Below are 24,412 nucleotides of genomic sequence, written 5' to 3' on the forward strand. Positions count from 1 at the left end.
GCAGGAAACTAGTTGGCGAAGACGATCTTGCCGAACACGTTGCCGGACTCCATCTTCGCGAAGCCCTCGCGGGCCTCGCGCAGCGGAATCTCCGAGTCGATCAGCGGCCGCAGCCCGGTCGTCGCGAGGAACTGCGCCAGCTTCTCCAACTCGTCGCGCGTGCCCATGGTCGAGCCGACGACGGAGAGCTGGAGGAAGAACAGCCGAGTCAGTTCGGCCGGCGGGGCGTTGCCGCTGGTGGCACCTGAGATCACGATTCGGCCGCCGGGCTTCAGCGACTTCATCGAGTGCCCCCAGGTGGCCTGCCCGACGGTCTCCATGACGGCGTCAACGCGATCGGGCAGCCGGGCGCCGGATTCGAACGAGGCCTCGGCGCCGAGTTCCAGAGCCCTGGCCCGCTTGGACTCGTCGCGGCTGGTGGCCCACATCCGATACCCGGCGGCCTTGCCCAGCGCGATCAGCGCGGTGGCGACGCCGCCGCCGGCGCCCTGCACCAGCACGGTCCCGCCGGGCAGCACGCCGGAGTTGACGAACAGCATCCGGTAGGCCGTCAGCCACGCGGTCGGCAGACAGGCCGCCTCGGCGAAACTCAGCTGCGCCGGCTTCGGCACCAGGTTGCGCCGCGGCACGACGACCTGCTCGGCGATCGTGCCCTGGTGCTTCTCCGACAACAGGCTGCGGCCCGGGTCCATGGTCTCGTCGCCCCGGTAGTCCGGGTCGCCGATCAGGGCGTGGACGATGACCTCGTTCCCGTCCGGGTCGAGACCGGCAGCGTCGCAGCCCAGGATCATCGGCAGCTGCGACTCCTTGAGCCCCACACCGCGCAGGCTCCAGATGTCGTGGTGGTTGAGCGAAGCGGCCTTGACGTCGACGGTGACCCAGCCGTCCTTGGCGATCGGCTCGGAGCGCTCTCCGAGCTCGAGAGCGGACAGCGGGTCTTCCGGAGCGAAGCGCACAGCGCTGACAGCGAACATGGGTTGACCTTAACTCACGCAGTCACAGCCGGCACGGGGCCGGCCAGAGCCGGGCCAGCACCACCCCACGGACGTCGATCTCGGCGACCGCGCCGATCAACCAGGAGTCGGTGCCCTCCGCCGGGTTGTCGCGCTCGAGCCACCAGCCCTCGGGCACCCGGTGCCCGGCCCGCTTCACCGCAGGCCCGCGACCGGGCAGATCGGCCACCACCAACGCCCCCGGCCGGACCGCCACACCGCTGCGCACCAGCAGCAGGTCGCCGTCGCGCAGTGTCGGCAGCATCGACCGTCCGCGCACCCGCACCAGCCAGATGCGGCGGCATCGACCGGAGATCATGTGGGTAGTGTCCCGATCAGCGGGGCTCGCGCCCCGAGAACCCCCGATGGCTCGGTGAAGGGAGACACCAGATGATGCGGTTCCTCAGTGTCGAAGAGGTGCAGGCACACTGCGACCTCCCGTGCGGCGTGTACGACCCGGCCCAGGCGCGCATCGAGGCGCAGTCGGTCAAGGCGATCGTCGAGAAGTACCACGGCAACGACGACCCGGCCTTCCGCGCCCGCGCTCTGCAGATCAAGGAGGAGCGCTCCGACCTGGTCAAGCATCACCTGTGGGTGCTGTGGACCGACTACTTCAAGCCGCCGCACTTCGAGAAGTACCCGCAGCTGCATCAGCTGTTCAACGAGGCCACCAAGTTGGCCGGCGCGGGCGGGACCAAGGGCTCGACCGACGTCGCGGTCGCCGACCAGTTGCTCACGAAGATCGACGAGATCGACAAGATCTTCTGGGAGACGAAGGCCTAGCTCTCCGGTTCCGGACCGAGCGTCTCAACCTCCGCCACCCGTCCGCCGGTCGCACGTCGACCTGGCAGGGCGGGTGGCGGTGTTTCGCCGGGTTGCCCGCCCAGGCTCCCCGTGAAAGACGAGAGAACTTCGAAGAACGCAAGCGCCGACTCAGGCCTGTGCGCCCTGCCCTGCGATGACCCCGACCAGCGCCACGACCGCACTGGCCAGCAGCAGCGCGCCGGCGATCGGGATGCCCTGGGCCAGGCTGATCCCCACCGGCAACATGATCAACTCCCAGACCATGATCGGAGCGCGCGCCCAGCGCGAACCCGCCTCCAGCCCCCGGCCCATCAGGAACAGGCCCGCACCGGCGGCCACCGCCAGCACGGCGAGCAGGGCGTCCGCGACCCGGTCGTGCGGCTTGTCGCTCACCCCGAGCACCGCCGCCCACAACCCGAGCAGCCCGAGCACGAAGGCCTGGCCGAGGACGGACAACGCCGCCAGGTGGGCACTGCCGCGTCGGGACTCAGCAGCCACCCGGCACCCCGTAGCACATGCGGCAGGCCGCAACCACGAATCCACTCCCGTGTCCCCGCCGTGACACGGGCAGCAACGTCCCGTGCGGCCCTCATTTTGCCCGCCCACCGGCCCCGCGGAACACCCAGCGAGTGCGACTTTCTACCTGGATGAGTGGCATCCGCCACGCGCATGCACGATTTTTCGGTGAGAGCCCTTGTGCTGCGCTACTCATTGGTTCAGGCTGAGCCCCGGGCCGCGGTACCTACGACTGCAGCCCAGTGCCGAACCTCACAGAAAATGCCGCGTCCGAGTAGAGCGAAATCGCTCGTGAACGCGTTCACTTGTAAGTGCCCGGTGCACCGCCGCACCGTCAGCCCGCCCAAAGTAATCCGGGGCGTTTCGCCCCGCCGTCATTAGGAGCTAGACCCATGGACTGGCGCCACCGCGCAGTCTGCCGGGACGAAGATCCCGAGCTGTTCTTCCCCATCGGCAATACCGGCCCTGCTCTGCTGCAGATCGAAGAGGCACGTGCTGTGTGCCGGCGTTGCGATGTCGTCGACACCTGCCTGCAGTGGGCGCTGGACTCCGGGCAGGACGCCGGCGTCTGGGGCGGCCTCTCGGAGGACGAGCGTCGCGCACTCAAACGCCGCACTGCACGCGCTCGGGCACGGGTCGTCTGACGACCCACCGCCCCGCGCCGCCGTGCGCACCGGCCATCAAGCCCCGGTCATCCCACGAGGATGGCCGGGGTTGCTCATTTCGTCGGCCCCGACCCCCGGTGTTCACCGATCGGAACCCCGAGGGAAACCCGGGTCCCACCCCCGGGCCGCGGCCCGAATTCCAGGCTCCCGCCGAGCTCTCCGACGACCAGAGTGCGCACGATCCGCAGGCCCAGATTCGCCGATCGAACGTCGTCGAAATCCGGCGGAAGACCCCGCCCGTCGTCGTCCACATCGATGTGCAGTTGTTCCGAGTCCCGCACGGCGCGAATCTCGACCAGCCGGGACTGATCGGTCACACCGTGTTCCAAGGCGTTCTGCAACAACTCCGTCAGAACCATCGACAACGGAGTTGCCAGCGCGCCGGGCAACTCCCCGAACGTCCCGGTCCGGCGCGGCCGTGGCGCCGCGGGCGCGGCCGAGACGTCGACGACCATCGCCAGCACCCGGTCGACGATCACGTCGAAGACCACAACCTCGTCGTCGGAGGCGGCAAGGGTGTCGTGGACGATCGCGATCGACCCCACCCGCCGAACCGCCTCGTTCAACGCCTCCCGGGCCCGCGGCTCGTCCATCCGGCGGGCCTGCATACGCAGCAGCGCCGCCACGGCCTGCAGATTGTTCTTCACCCGGTGGTGGATCTCGCGGATCGTCGCGTCCTTGGTCAGCAGCTGCAGGTCGCGGCGACGCACCTCGGTGACGTCCCGCAGCAGCACGATCGCCCCGACGCGGGTCGCGGCGTCGGTCAACGGGATCGACCGCAGGTTGACCACGACGGTGTCGGTCTCGATCTGGATCCGCCGGGGCACCCGGCCGCCCGCGACCAGCCCGACCGCGGCCTCGACCGGCCCGACCGACGGGGCCAACTCGGCGGTCAGCAGGCCGAGTTCGGTGCCCACCAGGTCAGCTGTCAGACCCAGGCGCCGGTAGGCCGACAGCGCGTTGGGGCTGGCGTAGCTGACCACGCCGGCGGCGTCGAGCCGGATCAGGCCGTCGCCGACCCGCGGCGAGCCGTCGGACAACGCGTTGCTCTCGGCGGAGGCGCCGATCTGCGGGAACAGACCGGTGGAGATCATCCGGGCGAGGTCACCGGCGCACTGCAGGTAGGTCAGTTCCAGCCGGCTGGGGGTGCGGACGGAGACCAGGCTGGTGTTGCGGGCGATCACCCCGAGGATCCGGCCGCCGCGGCGCACCGGGATCGCCTCGGCCCGCACCGGGACGTCGTGGCGCCACTGCGGGTCGCCCTGGCGGACGATGCGACCGTTCTCCAGCGCGGCGTCGAGCATCTGGTGGGCCCCGCGGGCGCAGCGGCTGCCGACCAGGTCGTCCTGGAATGCTGTCGGTCCGGTCGTCGGTCGGACCTGGGCGACGGCCAGGTAAGCCGCGCCGTCGTCGGTGGGGACCCACAGGACCAGGTCGGAGAACGAGAGGTCGGCCAGCAGGTGCCAGTCCGCGACCAGGCTGTGCAGCCAGTCGAGATCTGCCGCGGGCAGGTCCGCGACGGCCCGGATCAGCTCGTTCAGCGAGGCCACTCGCAGACCCTAGGCCTTCGTTCTCAGCGGCCCGGCGCCCGCCCGCGACGGTCGGCGAACTTGCAGCGGGCGCACGCCCGGGCAGGTAGGTTCGGCGGCAGGCGGACGCACGACGGGCTCGGTCCGACGCACGTCCGGTCGGCCGGCGGCAGCCGCGCCGGTGGGGTCCGTGGCGGGGGAGGCACCTTGAGCGAGGTCGATCCCCGCGGCCGCGGATGGCCCGCGTCGACGACCTCGCCCGAGCCGGCGGCCGCGGCGGGCGACCCGACCTTCTGGGAGCGGGTGATCGCTGCCGACTTCGACCGGCCGACCGACCGGCGCCTGGACGACATGACCGTCGAGCTGGTCGAGCTGCTCGGCGCGACCGACCCGCACCTGCGCGACGAGGTCGGGCTGGCCGTGCTGCTGGCCTGGATCGGCCGCGGCGACTACGACGACCTGCTGCCGGGTCTCGGCGACGGGCTGACCGACGGGCTGCGTTCCGGGCTCGGCGAACGCGGCACCCACACGGTGCTGCGCCGCTCCTTCTCGGCCCGGGCGCTAGCGGCGGTGATCGACCGCGACAGCATCCGGCCCCGCGTCCACCCGGAGACCGTGCTGGCCTGGGGCGACCGCGGGCTGGCCTGGCTGACCTCCGAGCAGGACCTGCGCGACCGGATCCCGGGCGCCGGACGGGCCCACGCGGTCGCGCACGGCGCCGACCTGGTCGGTGCGCTGGCCCGATCCCGGCACCTGGACGAGGGTGGCCTGATGGTGCTGCTCGACGCGGTCGCCGATCGGCTGCTTACCGGCACCGACGCGGTTTTCGTCGGTCGTGAGGAGGACCGCCTGGCGCTGGCCACGATGTCGCTGCTGCACCGCGACGTGGTCGACCTGGCGCTGTTGGAGCCCTGGGTACGCCGGTTGAGCGAGGCCTGGGACGGTTGCGGCGTGGGCGACGAGCCGATCCCGGCGCACCTGTCGAACACGATGCGCTTCGTGCGGGCCCTGCACCTGCAGCTTCTGCTGGGGGTGCACCCGGCGAACGCGGAGGCCCACCGGTACCCGGCCCCACCGACGGTCCGGGTGGACCTGCTGGCCGTGCTCCAGGCGGCATTGCGCACGACCGGCCCGTTCGCCTCCCGGAGTGAGGCATGAGCGAGCTCGCGAGCGGATCAATGAGGCACAGTGACGGCATGAGCGGCCCGTTCGACTGGGTCGATGCCCGGGCGGCGCAGCGGGAGGCCGACGGCCTGCGGCGGCGGCTGCGGCCGCGGCAGTCCGAGGACGGCGTGCTCGACCTGGCAGGCAACGACTATCTCGGCCTGGCAGGCCACCCCGACGTGCTCGCCGCGGCGACCCGGGCGTTGAAGGAGTGGGGCGCCGGTTCGACCGGGTCGCGACTGGTCACCGGGTCGACCGCGTTGCACGCCGAGCTCGAGGCCGCCGCGGCGGACCTGTTCGGCGCCGAGGCCGCGCTGTGCTTCTCCTCCGGGTATCTGGCCAACATCGGCGCGGTCACGGCACTGACCGGCCCCGGCACGCTGATCGTCTCCGACGCGATCAACCACGCCTCCCTGATCGACGCCTGCCGGCTGTCCGGCGCCCGGGTCGAGGTGACTGCGCACTGCGACCCGGTCGCGGTCGAGGCGGTGTTGGCCGCACGTGCCGAGGAGCGCGCGGTCGTGGTGACCGACGGGGTGTTCTCCGTCGACGGCGACGTGGCACCGCTGGCCGCCCTCGCCGCGGCCGCCCGTCGGCACGGCGCCGGGCTGATCGTCGACGAGGCCCACGCGATCGGCGTCATCGGACCGGAAGGCCGCGGGACCGTGCACGAGGCCGGGCTGTCCGGGGCCCCCGACGTGGTCGTCACCGGCGTGCTGTCCAAGTCGCTGGGCACCCAGGGCGGGCTGGTCGCCGGTCCGCGCCGGGTGGTCGAGCACCTGGTCGACAGCGCCCGCAGCTTCATCTTCGACACCGGCCTGGCCCCGGCCGCGGCCGGCGCGGGCTTGGCCGCGCTGGAACTGCTGCGGGCCGATCCGCGGCTGGCGGGCGCGGTTCGCGCCCGGGCGCGCGACCTGCAGCGGCTCGCCCGCCAGGCCGGCTTCGATGCCCCGCAACCGGGCGGGGCCGTGGTCGGCATCCGGATCGGGCAGCCGGAGGTGGCGCTGGCCTGCGCGGCGGCGTGCCTGGAGGCCGGTGTCCGGGTCGGCTGCTTCCGACCCCCGTCGGTACCGGACGGCTGGAGCCGACTGCGCCTGACCGCGCACGCCACGCTGCGCCCCGAGGACCTCGACCGCGCCGCCGCCGCCCTGGCCGCCGCGGCCGCCGTCGCCCAAGCCACCGACCGATGACCCGCCCCGCAACTCCGCATCTTCTGCGTGTGTCCGCGCCCTTCCCGCAGCCCGGAAGGGCGCGGACACACGCAGAAGATGGTGTCTCGTGAGCGTGCTCGTGGTCACCGGGACGGGGACCGGGGTCGGCAAGACGATCGTCACCGCGGCGCTGGCGGCCCTTGCGCTGGATCGCGGGTCCGACGTCGCGGTGGTGAAGATCGCGCAGACCGGCGTCGGTCCCGACGAGCCCGGCGACCTCGCCCGGATCGCCGCCCTGTCCGGTGCCACGAACCTCCACGAGTTCGCCCGGTACCCCGACCCGCTGTCCCCCGAGGCGGCCACGCGGACCAGCGGCCTGGCGCCGGTCGACCTGGACGCTGCGGCCGAGCGGATCGCCGACCTCGCCTGCCTGCACCGGCTCGTGCTGGTCGAGGGCGCAGGCGGGTTGCTCGTCCGCTACACCGCCGACGGCGCCACGCTGGCCGACCTGGCCCGCAACCTGAAAGTCCCGGTGCTCGTCGTCACCGAACCAGGCCTGGGCACCCTGAACGCCACCGCGTTGACGCTGGAGGCGATGGCCCACCGTGGGTTGGAGCCCGCCGGCCTGGTCATCGGGTCCTGGCCGGCCGAGCCCGACCTCGCCGCCCGCTGCAACGTGGAGGACCTCACCACCCTGGCCGCCCGCCCGCTCGCCGGGTTAATGGCTGCTAACATTGGCGCGCTCGACGGGGTGACATTCCTCGCGGAAGCCCGGAAGGGTCTGGCTCCCCCGCTCGGGGGGAAGTTCGATGCGGCAGAATTCGGGCGAACTGAGTCATGGGCGCGACGAAGGAGCACCCATGAGCAGGAGTCCGAACGATAAGCACAGCCTACGAATCCATCGACCCGCGGGAGTGCATCGGTGACCGTCGTGACGCAGATCGCAGCCGAAGGCACGCTGCCCGACGTCCTGGTCCGCGCTCGCGAACTGGTCCTGGAGCAGGGCATCGGGCTGACCGAGGCCGACGTCCTGGCGGTGCTGAACCTGCCCGACGAAGCCGTGCCGGACCTGCTGGCCCTCGCCCACGCGGTGCGGATGCGCTGGTGCGGCCCGGAGGTCGAGGTCGAGGGCATCGTCTCGCTGAAGACCGGCGGCTGCCCGGAGGACTGCCACTTCTGCTCCCAGTCCGGCCAGTTCACCTCCCCGGTGCGCTCTGCCTGGCTGGACATTCCCTCGCTGGTCGAGGCGGCCAAGGCCACCGCCGCGACCGGAGCCACCGAGTTCTGCATCGTCGCGGCCGTACGCGGCCCCGACGCCCGACTGATGAGCCAGATGCGCGAAGGCGTCGCGGCGATCCAGGCCGCCGTGAACATCCAGGTCGCCGCATCCCTGGGCATGCTCACCCAGGAACAGGTCGACGAACTCGCGCAGATCGGCGTGCACCGCTACAACCACAACCTGGAGACCGCCCGCTCCTACTTCACCAACGTGGTCACCACCCACACCTGGGAAGAGCGCTGGGACACCCTGTCGATGGTCCGCGAAGCCGGCATGGAGGTCTGCTGCGGCGGCATCCTCGGCATGGGCGAGACCCTGGGACAACGCGCCGAGTTCGCCGCCCAACTCGCGGCGCTGGAGCCCGACGAGGTCCCGCTGAACTTCCTCAACCCGCGCCCGGGTACCCCCTTCGGCGACCTCGAACCACTCACCGCCGCCGACGCCCTGCGCGCGATCGCCGCCTACCGCCTCGCCCTGCCGCGCACCATTCTGCGGTTCGCCGGCGGCCGCGAGATCACCCTGGGTGATCTCGGCACCCGCGACGGACTGCTCGGCGGCATCAACGCCGTGATCGTCGGCAACTACCTGACCACCCTGGGCCGGGACCCGTCGGAGGACCTCGACCTGCTCCGCGAACTCTCGATGCCGATCAAGGCGATCGCCGCCGCGGTCTGAGTCCGGCGCGACGCGCGGGAGCGTTCCCGGGCCGATAACGGCACGTAACCCCCGTCCGACACCTACGGTTTCCGCAACAGCGCCGCGGACGTCGGAGGTGCGCGTTGCGTAAGCACGCCGGATGGCTCCTGCTCATCCCGATCGTCGCCTGCCTGGTGCCGTCGGTGTTCAACCGGCGCACTCCCGCGCTGGACGGCATCCCCTTCTTCTACTGGGGCCAACTGCTGCTCGTCCCGTTTTCCGCCCTGGCCGCGGTAGCCGTGCTCGTGCTCGAGCGCGGCGGTAAGGGCGACGACACCGGCGGCGACAAGTGAGCCCCCAGGTCGACGGGGTAGCGCTGACGGTCTTCCTGGTGCTCTTCGGCGGGGTCGCGAGTCTGGGCTTCCTGGCCTCGCGTTGGCGGCGTGCCGAGAGTCTGGACCACCTGGAGGAATGGGCCCTGGGCGGGCGCCGGTTCGGCGGGTTCGTCACCTGGTTCCTGATCGGCGGCGACCTGTACACCGCGTACACCTTCGTCGCAGTGCCCGCGCTGGTCTACGGCGCCGGAGCACTGGGATTCTTCGCGGTCCCCTACACCGCGATCGTCTACCCGATGATCTTCTTCGTCGCGCTGCGCATGTGGTCGGTGGCCAAGGCCAACGGCTGCGTGACCGCGGCCGACTTCGTCCAGCTGCGGCACGGCTCGCCGATGCTGGCGCTGGCGATCGCGATCACCGGGATCGTGGCGACCCTGCCCTACATCGCGCTGCAACTGGCCGGCGTGCAGGCGGTGCTGGAGACCCTGGGCATCGGAAACCACGAGGTGCTCGGGATCGACGAGTGGCCGTTGATCATCTCGTTCGTGATCCTGGCCGCATTCACCTACACCGCGGGCCTGCGCGCTCCGGCGGTGATCGCGTTCGTCAAGGACACGTTGATCTACCTGGTGGTGATCGTTGCGATCATCGCGATCCCGATCAAGCTGCACGGATTCCACCGGATCTTCGCCGCCGCGGACCAGAAGTTCGCCACCACGCACACCGGCAGCCTGACGCTGACCCACCCGCAGATCCCCGGCTACCTGACCCTCTACGTCGGCTCGGCGATGGCGTTGTTCCTCTACCCGCACGTGATGACGGCGATGTTCGCCGCCCGCGACCGCGCCACGATCAAGAAGAACATGGCCGGCCTGCCCGCCTTCAGCGTCGTGCTCGGGCTGATCGCGATGCTCGGCTTCATGGCGATCGCCGCCGGCATCAAGCCGGTCACCAGCCACGGCAAGCCCGACCCCAACACCGTCGTGCCGCTGTTGTTCGCCCACGAGTTCCCGTCCTGGTTCGCCGGCGTCGCCTACGCCGCGATCGGCATCGGCGCGCTGGTGCCGGCCGCGATCATGTCGATCGCCGCGGCGAACCTGTTCAGCCGCAACATCTGGCTGCCCTACGTGCGGCCGAACGCCTCGCACAAGGAACAGGCCCAGGTCAGCAAGCTGGTCTCCCTGCTGGTCAAGGCCGGGGCGGTCGCGGTGATCCTGGAGGTCGACCCGCAGTTCTCGATCGACCTGCAACTGATCGGCGGGGTGATCATCCTGCAGACGTTGCCCGCGATCGTGGGCGGCCTCTACACCCGGTGGTTCCACCGCTGGGCACTGCTGGCCGGCTGGGCCGCCGGACTCTTCATCGGCATGTGGATGCTCTACGTGACGCCGAACCCGGCCAAGCACAAGCAGCACTTCGGCGGTTCCTCGTACGCGCTGAGCCATCTCGGCCTGGACACCAAGATCGTCATCTATCCCGGCTTCGTGGCCGTGCTGATCAATCTCCTGGTGGCCGTTGCGCTGACCCCGGTGCTGCGGCTGCTCGGCGCCCGCGCGGGCGTCGACGCGACCTCCGCGGCCGACTACAACTTCGACCCGGCGACCGTCCCGGCCTGAGGTCTCGGCGCACGGCGCGCGTCCCCGATCCGGCAGTGCACTCGTGTTAGAAAAGTGACTCCTGGGACTGAATTGGTTTTCAGCCGGGTGTGTATCCGGAGTGGCGGATGCGTTCACTCCGCACGTAGTCACCGCTGCTGGGGGAACAGATGCAAGGTGGGCAGCACGTGTCCCGGCGACAGCACCGGGCCGCCGGCCGCGCGGCCGATCGGAAGGACCTGCGCCGGATCACCACGATCAGCGCCGTGGTCGTCGCGGGGGTGGCCTTGGCCACCGCGGGTGTGGCAGGGACCAGCGGCGCCGGCAGTGCCGTCGCAGTGGCGTACGCCCCGGTCGGGGCCGTCCTGCTGGACGGGCCGAACGGCGCGGTGACCGCGCCACCGACGACAGCGCCGGCGGGACAACCCGACGCCGCGCAACCCAACGCCGCCCAACCCAACGCAGCGCCGCCCAGTGCCGCCCCGAACGCCGCGCCGCAGACTCCGCAGGAGACCCCGGAACTGCGCATCACGTTGGCCTACGAACGGCACGACCGGGACCTGGTCATCACCTTGACCTTCGCGGGTTACGTGTTCCGGCCGTACTCGACGAAGACCGGCCAGATCGAGGAGTACCCGATCCCGGCCAAGCGCGACATCGGCATCTACGAGCACCTGGACTGGGGCGACGGCACCTCCTACACCGCCCCGACCAAGGCGCAGCGCTGCGCGCTGGCCGGGGAGAAGCGGATGGTCCACGAGGTGGCCGACCGGTACCAACTCAAGAAGAAGTACCGCAAGGGCGGCGACTACACGATCAACTACGAGTACGACGCCTGCGGGCTGACCAACGGCAAGATCGCCGGACAGCTCAAGATGCACGTGCCGTAACCGGCACTCGGATCTCGCGAACCGGTGTCTCAGTCCTCCTCGTACCGTGCCGACCACCACTTGCCCCAGCGGGCCTCGAGGTCGGCGTGCGCCGCGTCGTCGAGACCGTAGGCGGTCAGCGTCATGGTCGCGTAGGCGAACGGCTCCGGCGCGGATGGCGGATGCGCCAGCACCAGCAGCCCGTCGCCCCAGCCGTCGACGGTCAGGCCGAGCTGCAGGGTCGTCCGGTACCAGATCTCGCCCTCGAGCCGCTCGCCCGGACCGACGTCGGCCAGGTAGGGCTCCCCCGCCGGGGTCCGTGCCGCGGTGGCCAGCCCGAGCAGGTCGCCGAGCGGGGTCGGCATCCCGCTGCGGGCCACACCGGCCCGGAACACCGTCCGGCGGCGCTCCTGCGGATGGCGGGCCAGGCTGAACTTGAACTGCTGGAGGAAGCCGATCCAGCTCTCCTCGATGTCGTCGTACTGCGCGGCCCAGTCGATCTCGTCGTCGGCGGCCCGCGGCGCCCGCCGGGCGACCTTCAGGTGGGTGTTCTGCTCGGCCGGGATGAACGTGAACAGGTGCCCGCCGATGTGGATCGAGCGCGAGTCGCGGTCGGCCACCGCGCCCTCGACGAACAGCGCCTTGATCTCCTCGTCGAGCCCGTCGAACTCCCAGCCGTACCACCGCTTGACCAGCTCCGGGTCACGGAAGGCCAGCCAAACCGCGTCTGCCGGGCGGGGCAGCAGGATCTCGAATGTGGGGTCGACGTCCGGAACGGCACCAAGCGCTGTCATGTAAGTACCCTACGAGCCGTGCCGGACAGTTCCGCCCCCCACTACTGCGACCGCTGCGGCGACCCCGAGGCCGTGGGCGACCACGCGGCGTGCCGGGTTGCCCGGGCGCTCGAGCCGCCCCGGTTCTGCCCGCACTGCCGGCGGCGGATGGTCGTCCAGGTAACCCCACGCAGCTGGACCGCCCGCTGCAGCGAGCACGGCACCCTGCCCACCCCGGCTTCCTGAGCCGCTTCCGATCGGCGCCATGTCGTAACCGGGCTGAGCGAGCCCGAGTTGCGAAACTGGGCACATGGGGCTGACGGTGATCGTGATGTTGCTGGCCGCGCTGGCGGGGTGGGTGAGCGGCGGACGCGCCGGGCGGATCCGGGGGCATCGCCTGCGGACGCCGGCCCTGCTGCTCGCGTCGGTGTCGGTGCTGTTCTGCGAGCCACTGCTCGGCGCGAGCGGGAGCCCCGGCTATTGCGCGGCCGTGATCCTGGCGACGACGCTGATGCTCCAGTTCGCCATGCGGAACCTGCACGTCCCCGGCGTCCCACTGGCGGCGCTGGGCATGCTGCTGAATGCGATCGTCGTCGTGGCCAACGGCGCGATGCCGGTCGACCTGGAGTCGGCCGACCGGGCCGGCGTCGCCACCGCGCCGATCTCGGCCGGCACCGAGCACAACCACGTCGTCTCCGGACGCGGGACCAAGGTGCCCGCGCTCGCCGACCGGGTGGCAGTCCCGCTGCCCGGACACCGGGAGATCGACAGCCTCGGCGACATCGCGATCGCCGCCGGGGCCGGCTTGTGCGTCTTCACCGCGTTGCGGCGCCGGCGAGGAGTCTTCGATCCGACGGCACCCTGGTTGCTCCAGGGGGCATGATGAGCCGGTGGCACACCGGGCGCTGATGATCTACGAGGGCGACTGCGGCTTCTGCAACCGCTGCGTCCGCTTCGCCGCCCGGCGCCTGCCGACCGAGGCGCAGTTCAAGCCTTGGCAGCGCGTCGACCTGGCCGGGTTGGGGATCCCGCGCGCCCGGGCCCGCCACGAGGTGCTCTGGGTGCAACCGGACGGCCGGGTCTTCGGCGGCGCGCAGGCCATCGCCAAGTTGCTGCTCGACTGCGGCGGGCCGTGGGCGGTCCTCGGCGCGGTGTTACGCGTGCCACCGTTCCGCTGGGTGGCGCACGGGGGCTACCGGGTGGTCGCGAAGAACCGCTGGCGGTTGCCGGGCGGCGACCCGACCTGCGCGATGAAGTCCCCCTCGGACGGCGCCGGCAGCAACTGACGCAGCGCGTCGGCGAAGGCCGCGACCATGACCGGGTCGAACTGGGTCCCGGCGGCCGACCACAGCTCGTCCAACGCCTCGACCGGGGTCCGCACCCGTCCGTAAGGGCGTCGGGTGGTCATGGCGTCATACGCGTCGGCGACGGCCACGGCCCGGGCGAACTCCGGGATCGCTCCGGCGGCCAACCGGTCCGGGTACCCGGCGCCGTCCATCCGCTCGTGGTGGTGCAGCACGCCGGCGAGCACCTCGGCGGGCACCTCCAGGTCGGCCAGCAGGTCCACGCCCCGCGCCGGGTGGTCGTGCAGTTCGGCGACGTCGGCGGCGGTCAGTTCCTCGGACTTGCGCAGCACCGGGGTCGACACGGCCAGCTTGCCGATGTCGTGCAGCAGACCGGTCAGCCGCAGCTGCGCGCAGCGCTCCGGGGGCAGTCCCAATCCGCGACCGATCAGCTCGGCACCCACGGCGACCCGGTGCGCATGACCCGCGGTGTACGGGTCCTTCACCGCCACGGCCGCCAGTAGCGCCGCGACGGAGCCGGCACCTTCCCCGACCGCCGGACGACGCGTTGCGGGCACCGACCCGAAACCCATCTGATCCTCCCCACATCCGGCCCATTGGCACCGAATGACCCTTTAGTCACAATAGTCACTTGAGGTCTGTGGGACCACGGAGGTTTCACCAAGAAACGGTCACGGTCGCGGGGTCGGCCGAGGGCGAGCGCGCACCGCGCCCGTGGGAGGATGGATTCAGAGCGGGCGGATCTGTGTCGCCCGGCGACGAACGGAGCAGTCGATGGGCAGAAGGGCGCGCCGTCGCAAGGGCCGCAAGAAGTCGAAGGCGAACCACGGTCGGCGTCCGAACTCCTGACCGCCGAGCGCAAGGAGCCCCGAGCGCGCGCGCCCGGGGCTCTCGTCGGATCAGGGTCGTCTCAGCGGTTCCGGTGGCTCAGATCTCCTCGACCGTGACGATCTGGACCTGGACCTCACGGATCCGGCACATCACCCGGCTGCGCAGCTCCTCCGGCACCGGCTCGCAGCCGCACCCACGCTTCACCACGTCCTTGACGATCTGATCGAGCCCGAACTGGTGCAGGCACGGCCCGCACTCGTCGAGGTGCTCCTGGATCTTGGCGCAGTCGGCGTCGGCGAGCTCGTGGTCGATGAACTCGTAGACCCGCGCGAGTACGTCGGCACAGGAGGTGAAATGCGGCAGCCCGTTACTCATACGTCCTGCTCTCCGGCGGCGTCCTCGGTGGTGGGGCGCACGACACCGCGCTCCCGGGCGTAACTGGTGAGCCGGTCGCGCAACGCTCGACGACCGCGGTGCAGGCGCGACATCACGGTGCCCAGCGGAGTGCCCATGATCTCGGCGATCTCCTTGTAGGCGAAGCCCTCGACGTCGGCGAGGTACACCGCGATGCGGAACTCCTCGGGCAGTTCGGCCAGGGCGGCCTTCACGTCACTGTCCGGCAGGTGCTCGAGCGCCTCGACCTCGGCGGACTTCAACCCGCTGGAGGTGTGGGACTCGGCCCGGGCCAGCTGCCAGTCCTCGATGTCCTCGGACGCGCTCTGCAGCGGCTCGCGCTGCTTCTTGCGGTAGGAGTTGATGAACGTGTTCGTGAGGATCCGGTACAGCCAGGCCTTCAGGTTGGTGCCGGTCTCGAACTGGTGGAAGGCCCCGAACGCCTTGGCAAACGTCTCCTGGACCAGGTCCTCGGCGTCGGACGGGTTGCGCGTCATGCGCATCGCGGCCGCGTAGAGCTGGTCGAGGTAGGGCAAGGCCTCGCGCTCGAACCTGTCGGCCCGAGCCTGGGTGCTCTCGGCAGTGGTCATCGACACCGAGCCTAGGCGGCGAACTGGCTTCGTCGCCATCGGTGGTGCCAGGCACGCCGTCGGCATCGCACTCCCAAACCCGTGCTCGAGGAAAACCGCTTGACCGTGAACACTTGGCGGAACCACGAGAAACCGCCGACGATTCCCGGGCTCAGCGGCCGGGCCACCAATCGAGCACCGCGCCGACGATGCGATCGGTGGTCTCGCTCGGCCCCAGGCCGGCCTTGGCCGGGACGCCGAAGGAGTGGTCCGCCCACGGCAGGCCGACGATCCGGGTGCCCGAGGGGAACTCGGCCGGGCCGCCGAACGGGTCGCGTTCGCCCTGCACCACCAACGTCGGAACCCCGGACTCGAGCAGTTCCGCGGCCCGGGAGCGCTCGGGGCGGCCTGGCGGGTGCAGCGGGAAGGCCAGTGCCAGGCAGGCATCCGCACCGACGGTCAACGCCGTCCGGCAGGCCACCCGGGCTCCGGCCGAGCGACCCCCGACCACCAGCGGCCCAGCGGGGCGCAGCGCGGCCAGCACTGCGATCCACGCCGCATCCAACTGCTTGGGCGGCCCGGCGACCTTGCGCCCGGCCAGTCGCCACGGTTGCTCGACCAGCACCACGCTCACCCCCCGGGACGGCAGCGCGGCTGCCAACGCGACCAGATCGCGGGCGTCGATGCCGCCGCCGGCCCCGTGGCCGAGCACCAAGGTCCCGAGTTTCTTGCGGCCCGCGCGGTGCACGGTGGCCCGCCCCGGCCCGACCGGGGTCTCGATCTGGATCTGATCGGTCGTCACTTCGCAACTCCGCAGCTGTTCTGACGCTCAATCACCGCGCGCACCGGCCCCCGGGGCGGGCCGACTACAATTGTCCGATGTGACCGTTGCCCACTGGCCCGCGCCCCGCGCCGCCGGGCCGGTGCGTGCTCAGGTGGACGTCCCGGGGTCCAAGTCGATCACCAACCGGGCGTTGGTGCTCGCCGCGCTGTCCCAGTCCGGGGCGGCGCTGCGCCGCCCGCTGCGCTCCCGCGACACCGAGTTGATGGCCGCGGCCCTGCGCAGCCTGGGCGTCCCGGTCCGCGACACCGAATCCGGCGACTGGATCGTCGGGCCCGGGCAGTTGTGCGGCCCGGCCGACGTCGACTGCGGGTTGGCCGGGACCGTGATGCGGTTCCTGCCGCCGGTGGCGGCGCTGGCGGCGGGTGAGGTCCACTTCGACGGCGACCCGCGGGCCCGGGAACGACCGATGGGCACGGTGCTCGGGGCGCTGCGCGACCTGGGCGCGAGCATCACCGGCGACGCGCTGCCGTTCGCGGTCCACGGCGCGGGCGGGCTGCCCGGCGGCCCGGTGACGTTGGACGCGTCGGCATCCTCCCAGTTCGTCAGCGGACTGCTGCTGGCCGCGCCCCGGTTCGCGGCGGGCGTCGAGGTCCGCCACTTCGGCGGCCCGCTGCCGTCGCTGCCGCACATCCGCATGACCGTCTCGATGCTGCGCGCCGCCGGGGTGGACGTCGACGACCGGGAACCGGACCGCTGGCGGGTGGCCCCCGGACCGATCAAGCTGGGCGAGCTCGCGGTCGAGCCCGACCTGTCGAACGCCGCCCCGTTCCTGGCCGCCGCGCTGGTGACCGGTGGTGAGGTGGTGGTGCGCGGGTGGCCGCGGTCCACCGAGCAGGCCGGCGACGCGTTGCGCAGTCTGCTGGCCCGGATGGGCGCCGAGTGCTCGTTCCGTACCGACGGCCTGCTCGTGCGCGGCACCGGGCAGGTCAACGGGATCGACGCGGACCTGCGCGAGGTCGGCGAGCTGGTGCCGACCATCGCCGGGATCGCGGCCCTGGCCGACGGTCCGAGCAACCTGCGCGGCATCGGTCACCTGCGGGGCCACGAGACCGATCGCCTGGCCGCGCTGGCGGCGGAGTTGAACTGGCTCGGCGGCGACGTGACCGACTCCGGCGACTCGCTGGTGATCCGGCCACGGCCGCTGCGGCCCGGCGTGTTCCACACCTATGCCGACCACCGGATGGCGACCACCGGGGCCTTGCTCGGCCTGCTCGTCGACGGCATCGAGGTCGAGGACGTCGAGACGACCGACAAGACGCTGCCCGGGTTCGTCGGGATGTGGCAGGCAATGCTGGGGCGAGTCGCCTGAGCCGCCGCCCGCGCTCGGACCGGACCGAGCACCTCGACGAGGACGACGTGCGCGTCCGGCCCGGTCGGGGCTCTCGACCACGTAGTCGGCTGCGGCCGGCGCACTCCGACGCGACCGGCGGGCAGATCGTGGCCGTGGACCGCGGGCGGGTGACCGTCCGGCTGGACGGCGATCCACTCTGCGAGGTGGTGGCGATGAAGGCCCGGGAGCTGGGTCGTCGGGCGTTGGCCGTGGGCGATCGGGTGGGCCTGGTCGGCGACGTGTCCGGGGAGCCGGACACGCTGGCCCGGGTGGTCCGGGTCGAGGACCGGACCTCGGTGCTGCGCCGCAGCGCCGACGACGCCGACCCCGTCGAGCGGGTGCTGGTGGCCAACGCCGACCAGCTGGTGATCGTCACCGCCGTGGCCGACCCGGAGCCGCGACCGCGGATGATCGACCGGTGCCTGGTCGCGGCCTACGACGCCGGCCTCGTACCGCTGTTGTGCCTGACCAAGTCGGATCTGGGCGATCCGGCCGCGTTGCTCGCGGCCTACGCCCCGCTGCGGGTCGACGCGATCGCGGTGGACCGCGTGACGGGAGCGGACGCTCTGCGACCACTTCTCGCCGGCCGGGCCAGCGTGCTGGTGGGCCACTCGGGGGTCGGCAAGTCGACACTGGTCAACGCGTTGGTGCCGGGCAGCGACCGGGCGGTCGGGCACGTGAACGCAGTGACCGGGCGCGGCCGACACACATCCAGCTCCGCGGTGGCGCTGGAACTGCCCGGCGGCGGTTGGGTGATCGACACCCCCGGGGTCCGCAGTTTCGGACTGGCGCACGTCAGTCCGGCTTCGGTGTTGCGAGCGTTCGACGACCTCGCCCCCGGTGCCGAGAATTGCCCTCGCGGCTGCAGCCATGACGAACCGGAATGCGCGTTGGACGCCTGGGTCGCGGCCGGCCACGCCGATCCGGCGCGGCTGGACTCGTTGCGGCGACTGCTGCGGGCGCGGACGACCGGCGACGACACCGGCCACTGACCGGCAGTCACTGACAGGCGGTCACTGGTGGTTGGCGGCGGCCTTGTCCGAGCTCTTGATGAAGTCCGCCCAGTGCGACCGCGACCCCGCGTCGCCGGTCAGCACGGTCAACACGATCGAGGCCACCGCCAGCCCCGCGACCAGACCGGCCAGGCCGGTGACGGCGAGCGCGGGCAGCTTGGCGACCCCGCCCGCCCACGTGCCCACCGAGGCCACCGCCAGCACCAGGACGATGATCAGCAGGGCCTTGCCCAAGCCCTCGTGGTGGTTCTTGGGCGCCTGCGTGTCACCCAACTTTCGATAACGGGACTGCAGGTCCCAGCCGGCCTCCACCGTGACGAAGGTCAGCACGAGCATCGCGACGTTCAACGCCGCGACGGGAGCGGCGTATCGCTCCCGCCAGGTCGGACGCAGGAACACGGCGATGGTTGCCATCGCGCTGAGCGGTACCAGCACCACGACGAGATGGATGACCAGTACGTGCATCGGCAGACCGGTGAAGGTGTCGAACAACCTCGGCTCCTAAAGCTCGGTGATCACAGGTTTCATTCGAGCACCACCGCTGCCCGGCTTGTGCCATGTGAAGGGTTATGTGCGGAGGTTTCAGGGTCGTGTCACCCCCGACTCGCCGGGATGACGTCCGGCTATTGGCCACTAGAGTCCGGTTCGTGCTCGACGACCTAGCCCTGGCCCACCGGCTGGCCGACGCCGCCGACGCGATCACCACCGACCGGTTCCGCGCTGTCGACCTGCGCGTCGAGGCCAAGCCCGACCTGACCCCGGTGACCGACGCGGACCGCGGCGTCGAGGAACGGCTGCGGGAGATCCTGGCGACCGAACGGCCCCAGGACGCCGTGCACGGTGAGGAGTTCGCCGACACCGGGTCCGCCGCACGCCGCTGGGTGATCGACCCGATCGACGGCACCAAGAACTTCGTCCGCGGCGTACCGGTGTGGGCCAGCCTGATCGGGCTGATGGACGGGGCCGAGGTGATCGCCGCCGTGGTCTCGGCGCCCGCGTTGGGGCGCCGCTGGTGGGCCGGTGCGGGAGCGGGGGCGTTCACCGGTCCCGGCCCGGCGGACGGCACGCCCTGCCGGGTTTCCGCGGTCGGGTCGCTGGCCGATGCCTCGTTGTCGTACTCGAGCCTGTCCGGGTGGGAGGAGCGCGGGTTGCTGCCCGGCTTCCTGGACCTGACCCGGGCCTGCTGGCGCACCCGCGCCTACGGCGACTTCTGGTCGTACATGCTGCTGGCCGAGGGCACGCTCGACGTGGCCACCGAGCCCGAGGTGGCACTGCACGACCTGGCCGCGGTCGCGTTGATCGTCACCGAGGCCGGCGGGACGTTCACCGACCTCAACGGTGGACCCGGGCCGGCCGGGGGCAGCGCGCTGGCCAGCAACGGCCGCCTCCACGAGGCCGCACTGAAGTTCGTTCAGACCAGTTCGGGTTCCTGAACGACCGAGCGCCGTCGCACCCCGGTGGTCAGCCGCAGCAGGGCCGGGGCGCCGAACAACGCCGCGAGGTCGAACCAGCCGTAGCCGCCGGCGGCCCCGCTGGGCGGGTTGCCGATGCTGACGATCCCGGTCGGGTCGTGCGGCTGCCAGGTCCAGGTGGCCAAATGCGTGCCGAGCAGTTCCAGGTAGGTGACGATCGCGAACGCCCCGACGTACAACGTCCGTGAGCGCCCCAGGCGCAGGAAACCGACCAGACAGGCGAACCAGAACGCGCCCAGCACGTCGTGCCTGGGTCGCAGCAGCATCATCAGCGCGTAGCTGCCGCCGAGCAGCACGGTCGCGATGACGAACTCGCGTCGGTAGCGGTGCAACCAGCGGGTGCGGCCGATCGCCAACGCGCACAGGTAGACCAGCCCGTGCCCGGGCGGGACGAATGCGGGCACGTTGTGCAGCCGGTAGACGTACACCCCCAGGAACGGGGAGAAGGTGTACTCCACCGCGGTCGCGAACGCGACCACGATCGCGACCTGGGCCCGGACCAGGGGCGGCTCCCGGAACAGCAGCGCGACCAGCACCGCCCAGGTGGCCACGCCCAACAGCCGCTGCTGCAGCAGCGAGGCGTGCCGGTCGGCCAGCAGCACCGCGGTGATCCACCCGAAGATCGTCGCCGCGACCGCCAGGTCGCCCGGCGATCGGTCGGTCGCCGCGCGCAGGACCGCGGCTTCAGCCATCGGCTTGCTCCGAGCGACACTTCTCCAATCGGCGCAGCGCTGGTGCGAGGTGGTCGCCCGGGTTCGCCCACCAGGCCACGCACGCGGCCCGCAGACCTTCACTGAGCACTCCGTCGCCGGTCAGTTCCAGGCGGCCGTCGCGGACCGAGGCGAACCAGCCGCCCACCGCGATGCCCTCGTCGGTCGCGGCGACCGGGTCGTGTGGACGCAGCAGCCCGCGCAGGTCGGCGGACAAGAACGTGGGTCGGCGGTCCGGCGGCGCGGCGAGCAGTTCGGCGGCGTCGGTGACCCCGCTGAGCACCAGCAGGCTGTCGGCACCGGCCCGGTCGGCACCGAGGATGTCGGTGTCGAGTCGGTCGCCGACCACCAGCGGGTGCCGCGCGCCGACGCGCTCGGCGGACTCCGCGTGCAGCGCGAGCTCCGGCTTGCCGGCGACGATCGGGTCGACGCCGGTGGCCGTGCGGATCACGTTGACCAGTGTGCCGTTGCCCGGGGCGATGCCCCGCGGGGTGGGGATGGTCAGGTCGGTGTTGCTGGCGATCCACGGGACGCCACCGCGGACCGCGAACGTGCCTTCAGCCAGATGCGTCCAGGCGACGGTGGGGTGATAGCCCTGCACGAGCGCGGCGACCTGGGAGTCGTAGACCCGGACCGGATGCAGTCCGCGGTCGACGACGGCCTGCTCGAGGCCCGCACCGCCGACCACCAGGACGGCCGAGCCGGGTGGGACCAGCTCGGCCACGATCCGCGCCGCGGCCTGGGCGGAGGTGGCCACCTCGTCGGCGTCCGCGGGGATGCCGAGCTCGCGCAGGTGAGCAGCGACCGCCTGGGGGGTTCGGGAGGCGTTGTTGGTGACGAAGGCCAGCCGCATGCCCACCTTCCGGGCCGCGGCCAGCGCGTCGACGGCGTGGGGCACGGCTGCCGGACCGACGTACACGACCCCGTCCAGGTCGAGCAGTGCCGCGTCGTAGCTCTCCGCGGGCGGCCGCTCGAGGCCTCGGGTCAGTGCACTCCGGTCCGGTTCGGTCACGCTTCGTGCGTCCCTTCGGCCGGCGCCGGCCCGGGCGCCTCGGAGTGCTCGAGCACAACCCCGTCATCTTCCTCGGATTGTTCGCCGCCCTCGAATTGTTCGCCGCCCTCGAAGTCGCCGACCTCGGTCTCGGTGAACGCGACCCCGTCAAGTTCGAGCAGTCGCTCGGCCGCCGGGGTGTCGCCCTCCGGATCGACGTCGGCCGCGCGGCTGAACCAGAGCCGGGCCTCCTCCATCCGGCCCACCGCCTCGAGCGCCGCGGCGTAGGCGAACCGCAGCCGCGCCAACCAGTCGGTGACCGCTGTCTCGTTGAGATCCGGGGTCTGCAGTGTGACCACGGCGGCGTCGAGCTGGCCCAGGTCGGCCCGGGCGCCGGCGACGACGATCCGCATCTCGACCGTTCCGGCGCGGTCCAATCGCTTGGCCTCCGGGTCGGCGGCCATCGCCAAGGTGCGCTCGGGGCGGTCGAGGGCGCGCTCGCAGTCGGCCATCACCGGCCAGTGTTCGGCGTTGCCCGAGATCCGTCGGGCCGCCCGCAGCTCGGCCAGCGCCTCGGTCCACTTCTCGGCGGCGTAGGCCGCCAGCCCGACGGCTTCCCGAATGACGCCGACCCGAGGTCCACAACGTCGGGCAGCCATCGCGTGCTCGTAGGCCGCGTCGGGGTCCTCGTCGATCAGGCGCGCAGCCATCACCAGGTGCTTGGCCGCCGCCTCGGCGGCCTCAGCCCGCAACGTGGTCAGCTCGCGCAGGACGTCCTTGTCCAACTCGCGACCGGTGATGTCCGCGTCGACGGCCGGACCCGCCGGACGCGGGGTCGACTCCGCGAAGTCGCGACGCCCCGGGCCGCGGCCGCGGGACTCGACTCCGCCAGGCGCATCCGAGCGTCGCGGCGCCCCACGCTCCGAGCCTCGAGCAGCATTCGCCCCCCGACGCTCCCCGGGCCCCGCCGGCCGACCGCCGCCACGCGCCTCGGGCCGGTCGCGGCCGACAACTCCTGCCCCACCGCGGGCCGGTCCACCGGAAGTGCGCGGGCCGCCGGAATTACGCGGGCCGTCCGACCGCTGCGCGTTCACCTCAGCAGCATCGCCGAAGCCGCGGAACGCCGATCGCTCGGCCCCCCGCTGGGGCTGGCGTCGACCTGTCGCGGAATCCCCGACCCGGCCGTGTCCCTGGGGGCCCCGCGGGCCGTCGCCGCCCGCACCGGCGCGGGGCGGTCTGCCGCTCGGCTGCGCCCCTCGATCGAAACTCCGGCCTTGCCCACCCTCGCGCTGCGGACGCCGAGCCTCATCACCACCGGAACCCCCGGGCCGCCCGTGGCTGCCCCCGCGGCCCGTGCCGACGAAGCCACCGGGACGTCCACCTTCACGGTCACCTACCGCACGTCGAGCGGCGCCGTCGCGGGGAGCGCCGCCGAAACGGGCCTGGCCCTCACCACGCGGAGCACCGCCGGCCCGACCGCCCTCACGGTCACCTACCCGACGTCGAGCGGCGCCGTCGCGGGGACCACCGTAACGACTCTGCCCGCCGCCTCCCCCACCGGCTGGGCTCTGTCCGCTGCCGAAAGAACGACGAGGCCGGTCCTCAGATCGGCCCGAGGAAGCGCCGGGAGAATCGGGCGAGCGACGTCCGTTATCGAAATCAGAATTGCCACGGCCACGGAATTCATTTCCGCGCGAAGAATTGCCGCCGGAATCGCCGCGCGGCGGGCCACCATGCCCGGACCGCCCCGCGCCGGAACCGTACGAGCCCGACGAATTTGCGCCGCGCTTGCCGGGGGCATCGCCTGGTCTGCCGGAGCCTGTCCGCGGACGACCCGCAGAGTTCGCGGCCGACTTACCTGCCCCGGTCGGACGTGGGCCGCCGCGGGCTTTGCCGCTGCCGGAAGACGGACGTTGCTCGGACATCTGCACACCTCGACTATTCGAACCGGACACGCAAAAAGCGATAGGGGCCGCCATTCGGCGACCCCTATCGAAAGAATGTCCGGCGGCGTCCTACTCTCCCACACCGTCACCAGTGCAGTACCATCGGCGCTGAAGGGCTTAGCTTCCGGGTTCGGAATGGAGCCGGGCGTTTCCCCTTCGCCATGACCGCCGAAACTCTATTGAGATATCGTCGCGCGCTCCCGGAGGAGCAGCGACCCGACCGTATCTCGGGAACTGCACAGTGGACGCGTAGCAAAAATTCACGACACTCGAAGAGTGAGAGTGAGTGGTCAAGTCCTCGGCCTATTAGTACCGGTCAGCTCCGCACGTTACCGTGCTTCCACATCCGGCCTATCAACCCAGTCGTCTAGCTGGGGGCCTTACCAGGTTAACCCTGTGGGAGACCTCATCTTGAAGCGAGCTTCCCGCTTAGATGCTTTCAGCGGTTATCCCTTCCGAACGTAGCCAACCAGCGGTGCTCCTGGCGGAACAACTGGCACACCAGAGGTTCGTCCGTCCCGGTCCTCTCGTACTAGGGACAGCCCTTCTCAAGTCTCCTGCGCGCACAGCGGATAGGGACCGAACTGTCTCACGACGTTCTAAACCCAGCTCGCGTACCGCTTTAATGGGCGAACAGCCCAACCCTTGGGACCTACTCCAGCCCCAGGATGCGACGAGCCGACATCGAGGTGCCAAACCAT

At 71.5% G+C, this 24,412-nt stretch carries 28 protein-coding genes and 2 rRNA genes; 15 read left to right on the forward strand and 15 right to left on the reverse strand.

The window, feature by feature from the left end:
- Positions 1 to 8: 8 nt before the first annotated feature.
- Positions 9 to 974, reverse strand: a complete 966-nt coding sequence (locus tag VHU88_02975) for a zinc-binding dehydrogenase (GenBank protein HEX3610627.1) — start codon at positions 972 to 974, stop codon at positions 9 to 11.
- Positions 975 to 996: 22 nt separating this feature from the next.
- Positions 997 to 1,311, reverse strand: a complete 315-nt coding sequence (locus VHU88_02980; GenBank protein ID HEX3610628.1) for a S24/S26 family peptidase — start codon at positions 1,309 to 1,311, stop codon at positions 997 to 999.
- 71 nt (positions 1,312 to 1,382) lie between these two features.
- Between VHU88_02980 and sodN the strand changes: the two genes are divergently transcribed.
- Complete coding sequence (gene sodN / locus VHU88_02985) at positions 1,383 to 1,775, forward strand: superoxide dismutase, Ni (protein ID HEX3610629.1); 393 nt, start codon at positions 1,383 to 1,385, stop codon at positions 1,773 to 1,775.
- Positions 1,776 to 1,925: 150 nt separating this feature from the next.
- On the opposite strand, the gene VHU88_02990 is transcribed toward sodN, so the two are convergent.
- A complete protein-coding gene (locus VHU88_02990; GenBank protein HEX3610630.1) occupies positions 1,926 to 2,294 on the reverse strand; it encodes a hypothetical protein in 369 nt (122 codons plus the stop codon).
- 410 nt (positions 2,295 to 2,704) lie between these two features.
- On the opposite strand from VHU88_02990, the gene VHU88_02995 reads away from it, so the two are divergent.
- Positions 2,705 to 2,956 carry a WhiB family transcriptional regulator gene (locus VHU88_02995; protein ID HEX3610631.1) on the forward strand — a complete coding sequence of 84 codons (252 nt, stop codon included), beginning with the start codon at positions 2,705 to 2,707 and terminating at the stop codon, positions 2,954 to 2,956.
- Between the two features lie 74 nt (positions 2,957 to 3,030).
- Here the strand turns inward: VHU88_02995 and VHU88_03000 are convergent, their stop codons facing one another.
- Positions 3,031 to 4,527, reverse strand: coding sequence for a histidine kinase N-terminal domain-containing protein (locus tag VHU88_03000; protein HEX3610632.1), 1,497 nt, complete (start codon positions 4,525 to 4,527; stop codon positions 3,031 to 3,033).
- Between the two features lie 186 nt (positions 4,528 to 4,713).
- Here VHU88_03000 and VHU88_03005 point away from each other — a divergent pair, with 186 nt between their 5' ends.
- The 7 genes from VHU88_03005 (at position 4,714) to VHU88_03035 (ending at position 11,556) form a co-directional block, all read left to right on the forward strand.
- On the forward strand, positions 4,714 to 5,664 hold the full coding sequence (locus VHU88_03005) for a DUF2785 domain-containing protein (protein HEX3610633.1): 951 nt from the start codon (positions 4,714 to 4,716) through the stop codon (positions 5,662 to 5,664).
- Positions 5,665 to 5,702: 38 nt separating this feature from the next.
- Entirely contained in the window at positions 5,703 to 6,860 is a 1,158-nt protein-coding gene (locus VHU88_03010; protein HEX3610634.1) for an 8-amino-7-oxononanoate synthase, read from the forward strand.
- 88 nt (positions 6,861 to 6,948) lie between these two features.
- On the forward strand, positions 6,949 to 7,704 hold the full coding sequence (bioD, locus tag VHU88_03015; protein HEX3610635.1) for a dethiobiotin synthase: 756 nt from the start codon (positions 6,949 to 6,951) through the stop codon (positions 7,702 to 7,704).
- Positions 7,705 to 7,752: 48 nt separating this feature from the next.
- Positions 7,753 to 8,775 carry a biotin synthase BioB gene (gene bioB / locus VHU88_03020; GenBank protein HEX3610636.1) on the forward strand — a complete coding sequence of 341 codons (1,023 nt, stop codon included), beginning with the start codon at positions 7,753 to 7,755 and terminating at the stop codon, positions 8,773 to 8,775.
- Between the two features lie 104 nt (positions 8,776 to 8,879).
- A complete protein-coding gene (locus VHU88_03025; GenBank protein HEX3610637.1) occupies positions 8,880 to 9,089 on the forward strand; it encodes a DUF3311 domain-containing protein in 210 nt (69 codons plus the stop codon).
- Complete coding sequence (locus tag VHU88_03030; GenBank protein ID HEX3610638.1) at positions 9,086 to 10,687, forward strand: sodium:solute symporter; 1,602 nt, start codon at positions 9,086 to 9,088, stop codon at positions 10,685 to 10,687. Before VHU88_03025 ends, VHU88_03030 begins: the two co-directional genes overlap by 4 nt.
- A 167-nt stretch (positions 10,688 to 10,854) precedes the next feature.
- Positions 10,855 to 11,556, forward strand: coding sequence for a hypothetical protein (locus tag VHU88_03035; protein HEX3610639.1), 702 nt, complete (start codon positions 10,855 to 10,857; stop codon positions 11,554 to 11,556).
- Between the two features lie 29 nt (positions 11,557 to 11,585).
- On the opposite strand, the gene VHU88_03040 is transcribed toward VHU88_03035, so the two are convergent.
- Complete coding sequence (locus tag VHU88_03040) at positions 11,586 to 12,329, reverse strand: hypothetical protein (protein HEX3610640.1); 744 nt, start codon at positions 12,327 to 12,329, stop codon at positions 11,586 to 11,588.
- An 18-nt stretch (positions 12,330 to 12,347) separates the two neighbouring features.
- Here VHU88_03040 and VHU88_03045 point away from each other — a divergent pair, with 18 nt between their 5' ends.
- From VHU88_03045 to VHU88_03055, 3 genes are all read left to right on the forward strand, one after another.
- Entirely contained in the window at positions 12,348 to 12,554 is a 207-nt protein-coding gene (locus tag VHU88_03045) for a hypothetical protein (GenBank protein HEX3610641.1), read from the forward strand.
- A 64-nt stretch (positions 12,555 to 12,618) separates the two neighbouring features.
- Entirely contained in the window at positions 12,619 to 13,191 is a 573-nt protein-coding gene (locus VHU88_03050) for a DUF5317 family protein (GenBank protein ID HEX3610642.1), read from the forward strand.
- 7 nt (positions 13,192 to 13,198) lie between these two features.
- The gene (locus VHU88_03055; GenBank protein HEX3610643.1) at positions 13,199 to 13,594 is read left to right on the forward strand and encodes a DUF393 domain-containing protein; all 396 of its coding nucleotides are present in this window, start codon (positions 13,199 to 13,201) and stop codon (positions 13,592 to 13,594) included.
- Here VHU88_03055 and VHU88_03060 read toward each other — a convergent pair.
- From VHU88_03060 to VHU88_03075, 4 genes are all read right to left on the reverse strand, one after another.
- Entirely contained in the window at positions 13,501 to 14,184 is a 684-nt protein-coding gene (locus tag VHU88_03060; protein HEX3610644.1) for an HD domain-containing phosphohydrolase, read from the reverse strand. The two genes, VHU88_03055 and VHU88_03060, sit on opposite strands and share 94 nt — an antisense overlap.
- A 355-nt stretch (positions 14,185 to 14,539) precedes the next feature.
- Positions 14,540 to 14,818 carry a mycothiol system anti-sigma-R factor gene (gene rsrA / locus VHU88_03065; protein HEX3610645.1) on the reverse strand — a complete coding sequence of 93 codons (279 nt, stop codon included), beginning with the start codon at positions 14,816 to 14,818 and terminating at the stop codon, positions 14,540 to 14,542.
- Entirely contained in the window at positions 14,815 to 15,426 is a 612-nt protein-coding gene (locus VHU88_03070) for a sigma-70 family RNA polymerase sigma factor (protein ID HEX3610646.1), read from the reverse strand. Before VHU88_03070 ends, rsrA begins: the two co-directional genes overlap by 4 nt.
- Before the next feature lie 151 nt (positions 15,427 to 15,577).
- On the reverse strand, positions 15,578 to 16,207 hold the full coding sequence (locus VHU88_03075; protein HEX3610647.1) for an alpha/beta family hydrolase: 630 nt from the start codon (positions 16,205 to 16,207) through the stop codon (positions 15,578 to 15,580).
- 79 nt (positions 16,208 to 16,286) lie between these two features.
- Between VHU88_03075 and aroA the strand changes: the two genes are divergently transcribed.
- Together aroA and rsgA are read left to right on the forward strand one after the other, a co-directional pair.
- A complete protein-coding gene (aroA, locus tag VHU88_03080) occupies positions 16,287 to 17,558 on the forward strand; it encodes a 3-phosphoshikimate 1-carboxyvinyltransferase (GenBank protein HEX3610648.1) in 1,272 nt (423 codons plus the stop codon).
- A 47-nt stretch (positions 17,559 to 17,605) separates the two neighbouring features.
- The gene (gene rsgA, locus VHU88_03085; protein HEX3610649.1) at positions 17,606 to 18,571 is read left to right on the forward strand and encodes a ribosome small subunit-dependent GTPase A; all 966 of its coding nucleotides are present in this window, start codon (positions 17,606 to 17,608) and stop codon (positions 18,569 to 18,571) included.
- Positions 18,572 to 18,592: 21 nt separating this feature from the next.
- Here the strand turns inward: rsgA and VHU88_03090 are convergent, their stop codons facing one another.
- Positions 18,593 to 19,084, reverse strand: a complete 492-nt coding sequence (locus VHU88_03090) for a DUF2231 domain-containing protein (protein HEX3610650.1) — start codon at positions 19,082 to 19,084, stop codon at positions 18,593 to 18,595.
- A 155-nt stretch (positions 19,085 to 19,239) separates the two neighbouring features.
- On the opposite strand from VHU88_03090, the gene VHU88_03095 reads away from it, so the two are divergent.
- Positions 19,240 to 20,025 (forward strand): inositol monophosphatase family protein, encoded by a 786-nt coding sequence (locus VHU88_03095; GenBank protein HEX3610651.1) that lies wholly within the window; start codon positions 19,240 to 19,242, stop codon positions 20,023 to 20,025.
- Here the strand turns inward: VHU88_03095 and VHU88_03100 are convergent.
- The 5 genes from VHU88_03100 to VHU88_03120 form a co-directional block, all read right to left on the reverse strand.
- Entirely contained in the window at positions 20,004 to 20,756 is a 753-nt protein-coding gene (locus VHU88_03100; GenBank protein ID HEX3610652.1) for a hypothetical protein, read from the reverse strand. The two genes, VHU88_03095 and VHU88_03100, sit on opposite strands and share 22 nt — an antisense overlap.
- Complete coding sequence (locus VHU88_03105; GenBank protein HEX3610653.1) at positions 20,749 to 21,786, reverse strand: HAD-IIA family hydrolase; 1,038 nt, start codon at positions 21,784 to 21,786, stop codon at positions 20,749 to 20,751. Before VHU88_03105 ends, VHU88_03100 begins: the two co-directional genes overlap by 8 nt.
- Positions 21,783 to 22,550: a hypothetical protein gene (locus tag VHU88_03110; GenBank protein HEX3610654.1), complete on the reverse strand. Its 768-nt coding sequence runs from the start codon at positions 22,548 to 22,550 to the stop codon at positions 21,783 to 21,785. Before VHU88_03110 ends, VHU88_03105 begins: the two co-directional genes overlap by 4 nt.
- 1,217 nt (positions 22,551 to 23,767) lie before the next feature.
- Positions 23,768 to 23,884, reverse strand: a 5S ribosomal RNA gene (gene rrf / locus VHU88_03115).
- 113 nt (positions 23,885 to 23,997) lie between these two features.
- Positions 23,998 to 24,412, reverse strand: a 23S ribosomal RNA gene (locus VHU88_03120); the annotation flags it as partial.

Source organism: Sporichthyaceae bacterium, from assembly GCA_036269075.1.
GTDB lineage: Bacteria > Actinomycetota > Actinomycetes > Sporichthyales > Sporichthyaceae > DASQPJ01.